This window comes from Sphingomonas sp. A2-49 (assembly GCF_025548555.1).
GTDB lineage: Bacteria > Pseudomonadota > Alphaproteobacteria > Sphingomonadales > Sphingomonadaceae > Sphingomonas.
On the sequence record NZ_JAJLPA010000001.1, the window covers coordinates 130,238 to 145,069 of the forward strand.

The 14,832-nt window shown below is 66.0% G+C and carries 11 protein-coding genes; 2 read left to right on the top strand and 9 right to left on the bottom strand.

Annotation, left to right across the window (positions count from 1 at the left end; all coding sequences use genetic code 11):
- Window positions 1–13: 13 nt before the first annotated feature.
- A complete protein-coding gene (gene rimO, locus LPN01_RS00635) occupies window positions 14–1,339 on the bottom strand; it encodes a 30S ribosomal protein S12 methylthiotransferase RimO (protein WP_262826426.1) in 1,326 nt (441 codons plus the stop codon).
- 156 nt (window positions 1,340–1,495) lie between these two features.
- Between rimO and LPN01_RS00640 the strand changes: the two genes are divergently transcribed.
- Window positions 1,496–2,581 carry an anhydro-N-acetylmuramic acid kinase gene (locus LPN01_RS00640; protein WP_262826427.1) on the top strand — a complete coding sequence of 362 codons (1,086 nt, stop codon included), beginning with the start codon at window positions 1,496–1,498 and terminating at the stop codon, window positions 2,579–2,581.
- Here the strand turns inward: LPN01_RS00640 and LPN01_RS00645 are convergent.
- The 4 genes from LPN01_RS00645 to LPN01_RS00660 form a co-directional block, all read right to left on the bottom strand.
- Window positions 2,568–2,843 carry a hypothetical protein gene (locus LPN01_RS00645; RefSeq protein ID WP_262826428.1) on the bottom strand — a complete coding sequence of 92 codons (276 nt, stop codon included), beginning with the start codon at window positions 2,841–2,843 and terminating at the stop codon, window positions 2,568–2,570. The genes LPN01_RS00640 and LPN01_RS00645 overlap by 14 nt on opposite strands.
- A 49-nt stretch (window positions 2,844–2,892) precedes the next feature.
- Entirely contained in the window at window positions 2,893–4,071 is a 1,179-nt protein-coding gene (locus LPN01_RS00650; protein WP_262826429.1) for a vWA domain-containing protein, read from the bottom strand.
- A 95-nt stretch (window positions 4,072–4,166) separates the two neighbouring features.
- A complete protein-coding gene (locus LPN01_RS00655; protein ID WP_262826430.1) occupies window positions 4,167–6,077 on the bottom strand; it encodes a CocE/NonD family hydrolase in 1,911 nt (636 codons plus the stop codon).
- 74 nt (window positions 6,078–6,151) lie between these two features.
- The gene (locus LPN01_RS00660; protein ID WP_262826431.1) at window positions 6,152–6,715 is read right to left on the bottom strand and encodes a CHAP domain-containing protein; all 564 of its coding nucleotides are present in this window, start codon (window positions 6,713–6,715) and stop codon (window positions 6,152–6,154) included.
- Window positions 6,716–6,913: 198 nt separating this feature from the next.
- Between LPN01_RS00660 and LPN01_RS00665 the strand changes: the two genes are divergently transcribed.
- Window positions 6,914–7,060 carry a lmo0937 family membrane protein gene (locus LPN01_RS00665; RefSeq protein WP_262826432.1) on the top strand — a complete coding sequence of 49 codons (147 nt, stop codon included), beginning with the start codon at window positions 6,914–6,916 and terminating at the stop codon, window positions 7,058–7,060.
- 37 nt (window positions 7,061–7,097) lie between these two features.
- Here the strand turns inward: LPN01_RS00665 and LPN01_RS00670 are convergent, their stop codons facing one another.
- The 4 genes from LPN01_RS00670 to ligA form a co-directional block, all read right to left on the bottom strand.
- Entirely contained in the window at window positions 7,098–7,904 is an 807-nt protein-coding gene (locus tag LPN01_RS00670) for a LytR/AlgR family response regulator transcription factor (RefSeq protein WP_262826433.1), read from the bottom strand.
- Window positions 7,901–9,013: a sensor histidine kinase gene (locus LPN01_RS00675; RefSeq protein WP_262826434.1), complete on the bottom strand. Its 1,113-nt coding sequence runs from the start codon at window positions 9,011–9,013 to the stop codon at window positions 7,901–7,903. The genes LPN01_RS00670 and LPN01_RS00675 overlap by 4 nt, the downstream gene beginning before the upstream one ends.
- Window positions 9,014–9,119: 106 nt before the next feature.
- Entirely contained in the window at window positions 9,120–12,458 is a 3,339-nt protein-coding gene (locus tag LPN01_RS00680) for a TonB-dependent receptor (protein ID WP_262826435.1), read from the bottom strand.
- A 216-nt stretch (window positions 12,459–12,674) separates the two neighbouring features.
- Entirely contained in the window at window positions 12,675–14,798 is a 2,124-nt protein-coding gene (gene ligA, locus LPN01_RS00685; protein ID WP_262826436.1) for an NAD-dependent DNA ligase LigA, read from the bottom strand.
- Window positions 14,799–14,832 lie beyond the last annotated feature (34 nt).

Sequence of the window (14,832 nt, forward strand, 5' to 3'; positions counted from 1 at the left end):
GGACGCAGGGCCGCTAGACCGGCACGCCGTACAGGTCGTGGTCGTCGGCATCCTCGATGCTCACGCCGACGATGTCGCCGACCGCCAAGTGCGCGGCATCGCGCAGGAAGACCTGGCCGTCGATCTCCGGCGCGTCGGCCTGGCTGCGGCCGGTCGCGCCTTCGTCGCCGACCTCGTCGATGATGACGGGCAGCGTGCGGCCGACCTTGGCGGCGAGCTTGGCAGCGCTGATCGCGGCGGTCTTCGCCATGATGCGCTGGTAGCGTTCCTCCTTTAGCGCCTCGGGGACGTGGTCGGGCAGGGCGTTGGCGGCGGCACCCTCGACGGGTTCGAAGCGGAACGCGCCGACGCGGTCGAGCTGCGCCTCGTCGAGCCAGTCGAGGAGATATTCGAAATCCGCCTCCGTCTCGCCGGGGAAGCCGACGACGAAGGTCGAGCGGATCGCGATGTCCGGACAGATGTCGCGCCACTGGTGGATGCGGCTCAGGACCTTGGCATCGTTGCCCGGACGCTTCATGCGCTTCAGCACCGACGGCGCGGCATGCTGGAACGGGATGTCGAGATAGGGGAGGACCAGCCCCTCTGCCATCAGCGGAATGACCTGGTCGACGTGCGGATAGGGATAGACGTAGTGCAGGCGGACCCACGGCGCGATCCGGCCGAGTTCGCGCGCGAGATCGGTCATGTGCGGCACGACCTCGCGGCCGTGCCACATCCGCGGCTCCTTGCGGATGTCGATGCCATAGGCCGAGGTGTCCTGACTGATGACGAGCAGCTCGCGCGTGCCGGCCGCGACCAGCTTTTCCGCCTCGCGCAGGATCGCGTCAGGGCGGCGGCTGACGAGGTCGCCGCGCAGCGACGGGATGATGCAGAACGAGCAGCGGTGGTTGCAGCCTTCCGAAATCTTGAGGTAGCTATAGTGCCGCGGCGTCAGCTTGAGGCCGGCGTCGGGGATCAGGTCGATATAGGGCGACAGGTTCGCCGGCGCGGCCGCATGCACCGCCTCCACCACCTGCTCATACTGATGCGCGCCGGTCACAGCGAGCACCTGCGGGAAGCGGGTGCGGATCACCTCCGCCTCCTTGCCCATGCAGCCGGTGACGATGACGCGGCCGTTCTCGGCGATCGCCTCGCCGATTGCCTCGAGGCTTTCCTCCTTCGCGCTGTCGAGGAAGCCGCAGGTGTTGACGAGCACGACGTCGGCGCCGGCATAGTCGGCGGACATTTGATAGCCGTCGGCGCGCAGCTGCGTCAGGATGCGCTCGCTGTCGACGAGGTTCTTGGGACAGCCGAGCGACACCATGCCGACGCGCGGCGGGGAGGGGAGACGAGTTGCCATGAGTGGGGCGCACATAGTCGTTTTCGCCGCGCTTCGCCAGATGGCGCCGCCCGACGCGCGGTTCGCGGCCCGACAGCGCGCGTTCGTCGCATCGCAGGCGGGTGACGCTCGACAGGCCGGCGGCCGGGCGGCAGAGCCGGCCGGGGAGTCGCGAACATGCTGGCAATGGGACTGATGTCGGGAACGTCGCTCGACGGGATCGACGCGGCGCTGATCGAAACCGACGGCGAGGGGCAGGTGCGCGCGATCGCATTTCGCGGCGAACCCTATTCCGACGCCGCGCGCGCGCAGCTGGCGGCGGCGACCGCGCTGGCGCTGACCTTCGACCGGCCGCGCGCCAGCCCGGATCTGGTCGCGGCGGGCGACCTGATCGACCGCACCCACGCGCTGGCGGTGCACAAGCTGCTGCGCGAGGCGGGCGTCGAGCCCGGCGCGGTCGACGTCATCGGCTATCACGGCCAGACGGTCGCGCATCGTCCCGATCGCGGCTGGACATGGCAGATCGGCGACGGCGCCGTGCTGGCGCGCGCCACCGGTATCGCGGTCGTCGCCGACTTCCGCAGCGCCGACGTGGCGGCGGGCGGGCAGGGCGCGCCGCTGCTGCCGGTCTATCACGCCGCGCTGGTCGCGGGACTCGACCTGCCCGTGGCGGTGCTCAACCTGGGGGGAGTCGCGAACGTCACCTTCGTCGGCAGCGACGGCGCGCTGGTCGCGTTCGACACCGGTCCCGCCAACGGGCTGATCGACAGCTGGGTGGAGGCGGAAACCGGCGCGCGCTTTGACGAGGGCGGCAGGCTGGCGGCGGCGGGGCGGGTCGACGAGGCGGTGCTGACCGGCATGCTCGATCATGGCTTTTTCGAGCTGGCGCCACCCAAAAGCCTGGACCGCAACGATTTCACCATCCAGCCGGCGCGCGGACTGGCGGCGGCGGACGGCGCCGCGACGCTGACCGCCTTTACCGCGGCGAGCGTCAACGAGGCGATCGACCGGCTGCCCGAGCGGCCGCGGCGGCTGATCGTCGCGGGTGGGGGACGCCACAATCCGACGATGCTGCGCATGATCGCCGAGCGCACCGGACTGACCCCCGAACCGAGCGATACGCTGGGCTGGAACGGCGATGCGATGGAGGCGGAGGGTTTCGCCTATATGGCGGTCCGTACGCTGCGCGGCCTGCCGATCAGCTTTCCGGGTACGACCGGAGTCGCGCGATCGCTGGTCGGCGGGGTCGTCAGCCGCCCCTGAGCCGCGGGGCGGCGAGCGGCGTGACGACCCTCACCGGTATCGGACAGCCGTCGACCTCGCGCAGCACGGTGTAGAAGGGCTCGGCCGGCGGCATGTCGCCCAGCTTGCGCAACGGCGGCGGCGGCCGGTCGCCGATCCGCTTCGTCGCCTTCGCCGCGCACGCACGCGGGACAGCCCCAAGGACCGGCATGCGCGAACCGGGCAGCGGCCCGGCATGCAGCGCCGTAGGCGTCAGCACTAGCAGCAACGACAAGCAACGCATGGCCCATCTCCCGAACCAGTCAAAGTCTAGCACGAACGGCGATGCCGATCTAGCGCTTGCGCGTCAGTTCCCGCATCGCCTCGTCCAGTCCGGCAAGGGTCAGCGGGTACATGCGGTCCGTCATCAGCTCGCGCAGGATGCGGATCGACTGGCTGTATCCCCATTGCGTGTCGGGCACCGGATTGAGCCACACCGCGGCGGGATAGGTGTTGGTCAGCCGTTGCATCCACACCGCGCCGGCCTCTTCGTTGGCGTGTTCGACCGATCCGCCGGGATGCGTGATCTCATAGGGGCTCATCGACGCATCGCCGACGAAGACGAGCTTGTAGTCGTGACCGAACTTGTGGAGCACGTCCCACATCGGCGTGCGCTCGGCGAAGCGACGGCGGTTGTCCTTCCACACGCCTTCATAGGGACAATTGTGGAAATAGAAGAATTCGAGGTTCTTGAATTCCGCGGTCGCCGCGCTGAACAATTCCTCGCACAGCTTGACCCAGGGGTCCATCGAGCCGCCGACGTCGAGGAACAGCAGCAGCTTCACCGCATTGCGCCGCTCGGGACGCATCCGGACGTCGAGCCACCCCTGGCGCGCGGTGCCGTCGATCGTGCCGTCGATGTCGAGTTCGTCGGCGGCGCCTTCGCGCGCGAAGCGGCGCAGGCGCCGTAACGCGACCTTGATGTTGCGCGTGCCGAGCTCGCGCGTCGAATCGAGGTTGCGGAATTCGCGCTGGTCCCAGACCTTGATCGCGCGCTGGTGCCGGCCTTCGCCGCCGATCCGCACGCCCTCCGGATTGTAGCCGCCGTTGCCATAGGGGCTGGTGCCGCCGGTGCCGATCCACTTGTTGCCACCCTGGTGGCGGCCCTGCTGTTCCTCGAGCCGCTGCTTCAGCGTCGCCATGATCTCGTCCCACGAGCCGAGCGACTCGATCTTCGCCATCTCTTCGGGGGTCAGGTATTTCTCCGCGACCGCCTTCAGCCAGTCGGCGGGAATGTCCTCCGCCTGGGTGCCATAGGTGGTGGCGATGCCGCGGAACACCTTGGCGAAGACCTGGTCGAACCGATCGAGCAGCCCCTCGTCCTTCACATAGGTGGCGCGGGCGAGATAATAAAAGGCCTCGGGCGTCGAATCGATGACCTCGGCATCGAGCGCCTCGAGCAGGACCAGATGCTCCTTCAGGCTGGCGGGGATGCCGGCGGCGCGAAGCTCGTCGAGGAAGTTCAGGAACACCGTTGCGGCCCCCGGTTTTGGCTGTGGATGACGAATGGCGGGCTGGTCATGCCGTGACGCTAGGCGCGAAGCCCCGCGCAGGACAGCCCGGTGCGCTATTTCGCGGGGACCACCGGCAGTTCGACGTAGCTGCCCTGCGCCGCGCCGCGACCGATGGTTATTGTCGCCTTGCGATAATCGGCCGGCCTCGCGTCGAAGATATTGGGGACGTAGGTCTGCGGATTGCGGTCGTAGAGCGGGAACCAGCTCGACTGCACCTGGATCATGATCCGGTGGCCGGGCAGGAAGACGTGGTTGGCGTGCGGCAGCTGGATCTTGTAGCCGGTCATCGCGCCGGGCGTGATCGGTTCGGGCGCCGAGAAGCTGTTGCGATACCGCCCGCGCAGGATGTCCATCGCGACGGGCAATTGATAGCCCGACATCTCCGGCTTTTCGCCGTATTCCGCTGGATAGACGTCGATCAGCTTGGCGACGAAATCGCCATCGGTTCCGGTGGTGCTGGCGACCAGATCGACGATCGCCGCGCCCGAGATGGCGACCGGTTCGGTCAGCGGCTCGGTCTGGTAGACGAGCACGTCGGGCCGGTCCGAAAACGGCCGCTGGTCGTCGACCAGCCACTGCCGCCACGTCGATCCCGAGGCATAGGTCGGGCGGATCGGGCGCAGGCGATAGGGGATCGGCCGCGCCGGGTCGGACACATAGCTGTCGGTGCCGGTGCCGGTCGACACCGTCGACGCGAGGCCGCCGTCGCCGGCGAAATACAGCCGCCGCATCGGTGCGGCGCAGGTCGTGCCGGGGCAGGCCAGCGGCCAGCCCGGCAGGCTCTGCCAGCGGTTGGTGCCGGTCTGGAACGCGACCACGGGGGCGAGCGGCGCAGCGGCCGGTGCGTTCGTCTTCAGATGCGCGTCCCAGAAGGGCAGCAGCACCTCGCGCCGAAACCACAGCGCGGTGTCCGAATCGAACCGCAGCGCCCCCAGCGTCGATCCGTCGCCGTTGGCGCCGCCATGCGCCCAGGGGCCGATCGCGAGATGGTTGACGTGATCGGGGTCGACCTTGCTCACCGCCATATAGGCGGCGATCGCGCCATAGATGTCCTCCTGGTCCCATTGCGACGCGACCCAGAGCGTCGGCACCGTCTGCGGCTGGCGCGGCAGGATCGTCTCGAGCGCCTGCGCCTGCCAATAGGCGTCATAGGTCGGGTGATCGTGCAGCCGCTGCGCCACCGGCAGCTGGAAGAGCCCGCGGCTCCTGGCAAAGCCGCTCGCCGACACCGCCTTCAGGAAGGTGTTGTAATCGTCGTAATCGTCGCGCCACAGGTCGCCTGCGCTGCCCTTGGCGGTGTCCTGGCTGAAATAATAATCATAGCCGACCATGCGATAAGCGCCGCCATGGAAGTCGTCGTCCCCCATCCAGGTGTTGATGACCGGGTTCATCGGCACCGCCGCCTTCAGCGCGGGGTGCGGCTTCACCAGCGCCATCGCCGCCATCATGCCGTCGTAGCTGGTGCCGGTGATGCCGACACGCCCGTTGCTGTTTTTGAGATTTTTCACCAGCCAGTCGATCGTGTCGTAGGCGTCGGTGGAATGGTCGACCTTCGTCCCGTTCAGCGGCCCGATCAGCGGCCGTTCGTTGACATAGGCGCCCTGCGACCCGTGCTTGCCGCGCACGTCCTGCCAGACGCGGATATAGCCCGCGTCGATCAGCATCGCATCGGGCGGGCGCACCACCATGCGGAAGCTGGGGCTGGTGTCGCGACCCGTCGGGCCGTCCGCGCCATAGGGCGTGCGCTGCAGGATGATCGGCGCATCGGTGACGCCACGCTTCTGGAAGATGACGGTGTGCAGCTTGACCCCGTCGCGCATCGGGATCTCGACCACGCGCCGCTCGTAATCGGCCTGCATGTCGACCGGCTTGAACGTCTTGGGGATGTCCGAGGGCAATTGTTGCGCGGCCACGGCGGTGGCGAGCGTCACGGCGATGGCGGAGGCGGTGAAGAGCGCGCGCATGTGAATTCCCCGAGGTGTGTCGGGAATGTGGCACGCCGACGCGGGCAGGTCGAGAGGGCCGGTGGCGGCTTCGCCTAGCGGCCGGCCCCCGGAACATAGGCGTCGATCAGCGCCCCGACATAGTCGGGATTGCGCGCGGTCAGCTGGGGCGATGGACGTCCGCCGTAGATGAAGCCCTTCACCGGATAGATGCCGCCGCCCAGCCCATCGACATCGCGGTACCAGACCTTGACCTCGCTCCAATCGTTGCCGGTCGACACGTCGTACAGCGTCACGTCCTGCTCGGCATGGCCGCGCTCGCCGTTCCGGCGCGACCAATTGGCATGGGTCAGCATCAGCACCCGCCGCTCGACGATCCTGCTGACCACCGCGACATGACCCATCGGCAGCCGCCCGGTGCGCGCGAAGACGATGACCGATCCCGTCCGCGGCGCGTGGCCGCGGTCGTAGCGCCCCTCCGCTTGGTCCCACCACGTCCAGGCATCGCCGAAGATCCGGATGCCCGAGGCCGCCCGCGCGAACGGCACGCACTGGCCGACATAGTCGAGCAGTCCCCCCGATGGCGCCGCCGCCGCGGCGCATGCGCTGCCGATCGACACCGAAAGCAAGACGCCGAACGTGGCAAGGGAACCCCGCATGGCGCCCGTGTATAACCGGCAAATGACCGCAGCGTTGGAAAATATGGTTAACGCACGACGGGCTGCCGGCCGCCCCCACGCAAGGGCGCCTGCTGCCGGATTTGGTCACGGCTACGGAACAGTCGCCGCACACGTAACGTTTTGTTTCCGACGCTGGGCCCTGTCGGTCACGCGTGCGTTTGGAAGGGAAGCCTGACGATGTTGTGGACGATCGCCGTAATCCTGCTGGTCCTCTGGCTGCTGGGCTTTTCGCTCCACATCGCGGGCGGGCTGATCCACATCCTGCTGGTGATCGCGGTCATCGTCGGCCTGATCCAGCTCTTCACCGGCCGCAAGGCGCTCTAGCGTACGGGCGGCCCTCTCCGCGAGGGCCGCACCGCCGTCAGTGGACGAAGCGGGCGACCACGTCGCGATAGCTGCGGCTGACCTTCACGCTGGCGCCCGAATTCAGCACCAGGAAGCATTCGCCGTTGGTGTGCGGCTTCACCTGCTTCACGAGGTCGAGGTTGACGATCGTCGACCGGTGGACGCGCTGGAAGCGCCGCGGGTCGAGCCGCTTTTCCAGATCCTTCATCGTTTCGCGCAGGATCAGCGTATTGTCGCCGGTGTAGATGCACATGTAATCGCCGGCCGCATCGATCCGCTCGATCGTGTCGACGTCGACGCGGAAAATCTGCCCGCGATCCTTGATGTTGATGAGCTTTTCGAAGCGGTTGGCGCTGACTGCGTCGCCCGCGCCGCCATCGGCCATGTCCGCGGCCGCCTCCGGCGCATGCTCGGCAAGCACCTCCTTCAGCTTCTCCACCTCCTCGACGCCGCGCTTTTCGCTAAGCCTTTGCCGCACCCGTTCGATCGTGTCGGCGAGACGCGATTCCTCCACCGGCTTCATCAGATAATCCACCGCCTGCGCCTCGAACGCGCGCAACGCATGGTCGGAATAGGCGGTGACGAAGACGAACAGCGGCGGTTCGACCTCCATCAACCCCTGCACCACCGAAAAGCCGTCGAACCCGGGCATCTGGATGTCGAGGAAGACGAGGTCGGGCTTGTGCGTCTTGATCGCCCGGATCGCCTCGCGGCCGTTGGAGCATTTCTCGATGATCTCGATGTCATCATGCGCCTGGAGCCGAAGCTCCAGCCCCTGGATCGCGAGTGGTTCGTCGTCCACCAGGATGGTTCTGATCGTCATGCGGCCTCTCTACTCAGATCGTCGAGCTGGAAGGGAATCTCGATATCCACCGAAAAGCCTCCAGCCGGCGTGGTACGCGTCTCGAAACGGTGGTCCGGGCCATAGGCCTGGACCAGCCGCTCCCTGATATTGGGGAGACCCACGCCGGTTGAAAGGCTTGGCATCGCGCGTCCGTCCTGCAAACCCGGCCCGGTGTCGGATACGCCGATCTGCACGCGATCCCCGGCGAGCCGCACGCGCACGCAGATTTCGGCACCGTCCTCCTGCGTGCTGACTGCATATTTGATCGCATTCTCGACCAGCGGCTGGAGCAGCAGCGAGGGCAGGCGCGCGCGCTCGGCCGCCTGGTCGATGTCGAATTTGGGGCGCAGCCGCTCCTCGAAGCGCATCTTCTCGATCTCCAGGTACAGCTTCAGCGTCTCGACCTCCTGCGCGACCGTGACGTGCGCGGTCGGTTCGTTGGCGAGCGTGTAACGCAGGAACGACGACAAGCGGCTCAACATGGCGTTCGCCCGCTCGGTCTGCTTCAGCAGCACCAGCGTCGAGATCGAGTTGAGCGTGTTGAACAGGAAGTGCGGATTGAGCTGATAGCGCAGCATCGCCAGCTGCGCCGACGACGCCTGGTTCTCCAGGTGCTGCATCTGGTCGATCTGGTCTTCGACGATCAGGTAGAAGTTGATCCCGAAATACAGCGCCGACCAGCCGAACAGGGCGGTGAAGGTGACGTAGATGGTGACGAGCAGCCGCGGCAGCGTGACCCCGGGCTGGTCGTTCTGGATCAGCGACCACGTAAAGGCGTCGAGGAACGCCCAGAACAGCGTCGCACCCGCAAAGGCGACGATCGTCAGGATCAGCCCCGGCACGCGCGGCAGGCTGCGGAAATAGCCATACAGCGTCGAGAGCAACAGCGTCACGCAATAGCCGACGATCGCCTCGACGATCACCGGGATGATCGCGTCGAGCGACAGGTTGCTGAGCGAAGAGGCGCCGCGCAGCAGCAGGTAGCCGGTCCAGCCGACCGCCTGCAACGTCCAGAACGCGCGGCTCTTGTTCTCGAAGAAGGGGCGCACGTTGAGCGCGGGGCGGGGTGGGGCGGGAAGCGTCGCCATGTCCCGCGCGTCTCTACACGGGCAGGCGCCGGGGTGCAAAAAAGAAGGGCCGCCGCTCCCGGATGGAAACGGCGGCCCGTAGGGCGCGCGTTGCGGGTGCTCGCTGTCAGAAGGAGAAGCGGGCGCCGACGCGGATCAGGTAAAGCGAGTTGGCGATGTTCGGCGCCGCCGTGTTCGGCGTGCGGAAGGAGGTGTAACGGTATTGCGCGCAGCGCTGCGTTGGCGTCGTGTTGACCACGCCGGTCCCAGGAGCGGTACCGGTCGGCGTCGCGACACTCAAACAGGCAACCTGAACCAGCGGAGCGTATTGCGGAAAGCCAAGCTGGCGAAGGCCACCCCAATCCTTGTTCAGCAGATTGGGCAAGTTCTCGATATCACCGAAGATCGACACGCGCGAACCACCGATGAATGTCGGCAGCTCCTGCTCAAGATGGAGATCGATGCGGGTAAAAGCTCTGTTCCGCGCAATGTTACGCGGCGCAATACGCCCGCGGTACTTGTTCAACACGCTGTTGCTAATCAGGTTCTCGACGGCAGTCTGCGTATCCGCGGAATCGTAGCTTACAATCGGATCGGTGGTGCCGGTCGGTACATAGAATAGGAAACGGCTGTCGCCGCTTGTTCCCAGACCCGTGCCGAGGGTGCCGAACACCGGCGAGCGGTTGCCGGTGCTCTGCATCGTGTAGCTAAACGGCCGTCCCGCACGGGTCTCGCCAAACAGTTGGAACGTCGTCTTATAGTCGCCAAAGAATGCATGGTCGAAGCCGAGGTTGTACTTAAACGCCCACTTCGTCTGATCTGCCGAAATGCCGTAGGGAGCATTGTTGGGATCGGACATTGCTGTGTTGGCATAGTTCGACGTCGCGGTGGACGACGATGCAGGACTGACGTCCTTGATATCCTGATAGGTATAGCTGCCGCCGACGGACAGTCCGAAATCGAATGTCTTGTCGAAGCGGATCACGGCGATATGGCTGCGCCCCTTGCCCGTGTTGAAGAGCAGGATGTCGGAATTCGTGTCGGCGGTTTGACCGGTGACGCCCGGCGTCGGCAGGAAGTTATAACGCGGGCGGCCATCCGGCAGTGTGCCGATCTGTACCGATCGTAGATCGGTGAACGTCACCGCATCGTTGGTCATCGTGTAAAGATAGTTGGCACCAACGTTGAAGCCGAACAGCTTGTAATCGGCCGACAGCGTAAGCTTGGTGACCGACGGGAGGCGGAAGTCCTGCGCAATGGCGTTCACCGGTGCGGTGCGAAGCGACGCTGTTGCCGTCGCGAGATAATTGTTCACCGAAGCAGGAATGCTCGTGCCTGTGACGCCATTCAATGCCGCGGTGCAAACACCGTTCAACGCGGTCGTGTTGTAGGGCGAAGCACAAGTGGTGGTGACACCACCAGCGGCAAGCGCCCGGGTGACCGTCGAAATCCGGTTGGTCAGGATGCCGGTATTCGAGAAGCTGTTCGACAGATAAATGTCAGGTGAGCCGCCACCGAAGACCGCCGCGCCAGCACGGAGCCTTAGATCGTGGATCGGCTTCCATTCCGCCTGGATGCGCGGCTGGAAATTGTCGAGGCCCTTATACGTCTTGGTGTTGTAAAACCCGTAACGGTTGAAGAAGCTATCGTTCGGTGCAACCTGACTGCGCATCGCATAGAGATCATAGCGCGCACCATAGGTCAGCGTCAGCGCGTCGCTGATGCTCCACGTATCCTGAAGGCCAAACGTGTATTGCTGATAACGGAAATCAGCAGCGGCATCACGCGAGTTCAATGAAACAGCATTCGAATAGTCGAACTGCGAGGCCGCGCGGTTCTGAAAATCAGCAATGGAGTCGAAGTAATATGCGCCGTTAACACGTTGCAGGAAATAGTTATAGGTTCGGTTGGCGTTTACCTCCGCAAGCGCCTTTACCTCATGTCCCTCGGCAGTATAGCGCGCTTCGAAAGACCCGCCCCACGTATCGAAAAACAGTTCATTTGCCTGACGGCTGATATCCGGGCCGAAGACGACGGTCGGATTGCCGGTTCCGCACGAGTTGACGAGGTTGCCCGTCGCCTGAACCACACTCGTCGGCGATGTGCAGACGGTGAACTGTGCAAAATTGTTGCCCAGCAACGGGGTCGATCCAACCTTGTTGGACTTGTAGATGAAACGCGCTTCCGTCGACAGATTGTCCGTCCAGTCGGAGTTCAACTGGGCGATTCCCGCACGCAACAGAACGCTACGCTGATAGTAATCGGACGCCAAGCCCAGCCCAGGCGTCGAAGTCGAGGTGCTGCTGCCCTGGGCGACCGTGCTCGATTCATATGCATTGATATAAGAAAGCGACAAGCGCTGACCTGTGGTGATGTTCCAATCAATCCGACCGACGATCTTCTCGTCCTTCTGATTGTTGATCGAAACCACACCGCCCGGATCGTAGCTGTAAACCGACTTCGCGATACCGGTAATTTGATCGACCTGAGCTTGGCTAAGTCCCGGGATCTGACCGATGGTGCTAGGCGTCAGCGGTCGCGGGTCCGTGTTGCGCTCGGCCGACACCATGAAGAACAGCTTGTCTGCGATCAGCGGACCGGAGAAGGTGGCGCCATAAGTTTCCGAATTGTACTTCGGCGTTACGAAGACGTTCGATCCGATGCGCTTGCCCTGCAGGGAATCGCGGCTTTGCGAATAGAAGCCGGTGCCGTGGAATTCGTTCGTTCCCGACAGCAGCACCGTGTCGATCGCGCCACCCTGAAAATTTCCCTGACGGATGTCGATAGGAGCGATCGACACGGAGAACTGGCTGATCGCGTCGAACGGGATCGGACCGCGGCCAGTCGGGTTGGCATCGGAATTCAAGCCGAAATTGTCACCCACCTGTACACCATTGATGGTGAAGCGGTTGAAACGCGGGTTGACGCCCGCAAAGCTGACTGCGCGGCTGTTCGACAGGTCCAAGGTCGCCAGGGGGTCTCGACGCTCCAAGTCTCGGATGTCGCGATTGACCGAGGCAACCTTGCGGATGTCTTCCTGCGTCAGCACCGTACGGAGGCCGCTACCAACCGTGCCGGCCCCCGCGATGGACCGCGCCGTGACGACGATATCCTCGCCTGCTCCGCCCGATGCCGTTGCTGCGGCAAGCTCCACCGGCAGTTCGAATGCCTGCTGGGCGACGGTGAAGATGTCCGTAACCGTCGTATTGCCCTGGGGGCTAGTGATCTCCACGGTGAACGGTCCGCCGACGCGCAGACCCGACTGCGTGAACGATCCGTCCGCGCTGGTGGTCGTTTCGGTGCGGGTGTTCGAGGGAACGTTAATGACGGTGACGGTGGCACCCGAAACCGGTGCACCATTCGCGGTGACCGTGCCGCGGATCGTCGACGTCGTCTCCTGCGCCGATGCGGCGGCCGGAACGATCAGCGCGACCGCGGCCACGCCCAGGAAAAGGTTATTACGCATCGCTAGTGTCCCCTTTGAGCAGCACGCTCGAAAATCGCGGCACGTTTCATCGCCGTTGCCGCGGCCCATGTGGGTTGAATATTGCGGGTTTGTGACATTGGCGAGTCGCGAAGGGGGACAGGGCATCTTCCCTTTTTGTGCGTTGCAAAAACGCCACGCTTTCCGGGCTTTGCATGCGGTGCCCGCGCCGTAGGGAACCAGCCGGCGCGGGCGGGTTTACGCAGCGTCGGCGACGATCTGTGCCCATTCCGCCTCGGTGACGACGGCGACGCCGAGGTCGGTCGCCTTCTTCAGCTTGGACCCCGCATCGGCGCCGGCGATCACCATGTCCGTCTTCGCCGACACCGAGGCGGCGACGCGGGCGCCGAGCGCTTCCGCCTGTGCCTTGGCCTCGTCGCGGCTCAGCGTTTCGAGCTTGCCGGTGAAGACCAGGGTCTTGCCGCTAACCGGCGACGCGCGCGTTTCCCAGACGAGGTCGGCTGGGGTGACCTCGGTCAGCAGGTCGTCGACGGCGGCGCGATTGTGCGGCTCGGCGAAGAAATCGACCAGCGCCAGCGCGACTTCGGGCCCGACCTGTTTGGTGTCCACCACCGCGGCGAGCGCCTTGGCCACGCGGGCGAGGTGCCTGTCGTCGCTCTCGCCGATCGCGGGGGCGAGCGCGTCGCGCTCGGCGATCGCGCGGGCGATCATGCCCATCAGCCCGTCCCAGCTGCGCCAGCGACGAGCGAGATCGCGCGCGGTGACCTCGCCGACATGGCGGATGCCGAGTGCGAACAGGAAGCGGTCGAGCGGCGGGGTGCGCTTGGCGTCGATCGCCGCGATCAGGTTGCGCGCCGACACCGTCGCCCAGCGTTCGCGCGCGAGCAGCGCCGCCTCGGTCAGGCGATAGATGTCCGCCGGCGCGTCGATCAGCGAATCGCGGAAGAAGCTCTCGATATTGGTGATCCCCAGCCCGTCGATGTCGAGCGCGTGGCGCGAGGCGAAATGGCGCAGCCGCTCGACCCGTTGCGCCGGACAGATGAGGCCGCCCGAACAGCGGAAATCGACCTCGCCGGGTTCGCGCTCCGCTGCCGATCCACAGTCCGGACACCGGGTGGGGAAGGGCCATGGCGCGCGCGTGTCGTCGCGCGACACATTCTCGACGATCTGCGGAATGACGTCGCCGGCCCGTTGCAGGACGACGCGATCGCCGGGGCGCACCCCCAGCCGGCCGATCTCGTCCGCGTTGTGCAGCGTCGCATTGGTGACGACGACCCCGCCGACGGTGACGGGTTCGAGCCGGGCGACCGGGGTCAGCTTGCCGGTGCGGCCGACCTGGATGTCGATCGCGTTGAGCGTCGTCTGCGCGCGTTCGGCGGGAAACTTGTGCGCGATCGCCCAGCGGGGCGCCTTCGCGACCTGTCCCAGCCGCTGCTGCCAGTCGAGCCGGTCGACCTTGTAGACGACGCCGTCGATGTCGAAGGGGAGGTCGGCGCGCCGCGCCTCGATCGCGCGATAGGCGGCAAGCGCCGCATCGATGCCCGCAGCGCAGGTGAAACCGTCGGCGATCGGCAGTCCCCAGTCGCGGATCGCCGCGATCACCCCGGCCTGCGTATCGGCGGGCAGGTCGGTCGCCTCCCCCCAGCCGTGCGCGAAGAAGCGCAGCGGGCGGCTCGCGGTGACGCCGGCGTCCTTCTGGCGCAGCGATCCCGCCGCCGCGTTGCGCGGATTAGCGAAGCGGCGCGCCTTGGCGGGGTCGGCGGCCTCGGCCAGCAGCCGCGCGTTGAGCGCCGCGAAGTCGGCCTTGGCCATGTAGATCTCGCCGCGGATCTCGAACACCGCGGGCGCGTCGCCGTGCAGGCGCTGCGGAATGTCGCCGATCGTGCGGACGTTGGCGGTCACGTCCTCGCCCGTGGTCCCGTCGCCGCGGGTGAGCGCCTGCACCAGCAGCCCCCGTTCGTAGCGCAGCGAGCAGGACAGGCCGTCGATCTTGGTTTCGGCGGTGAGCGCGACGGGTTCGTCGTCGCCCAGCCGCAGGAAACGGCGCACGCGGGCGACGAATTCGACGACCTCGTCGTCGGCGAAGGCGTTGTCGAGGCTCATCATCGCCCGCGCATGTGCGACCTTGGCAAGGTGCCCGGCCGGCGCCGCGCCGACGGACCGGGCGGGCGAATCCGCGCGAACGAGATCGGGGAAGGCCGCCTCGATCGCGGCGTTGCGGCGGACCAGCGCATCATAGTCGGCGTCCGCGATCTCGGGCGCGTCGAGCGTGTGGTAGAGACGGTTGTGGTGCGCGATCGTGGCGGCGAGCGCCTCCAGCTCGGCGGCGGCCTGATGCGGGGTGTCGGGCAGGTCGGTCATGTCGCGGGGGTAGGGGATCGGGCGCCGATCGGGC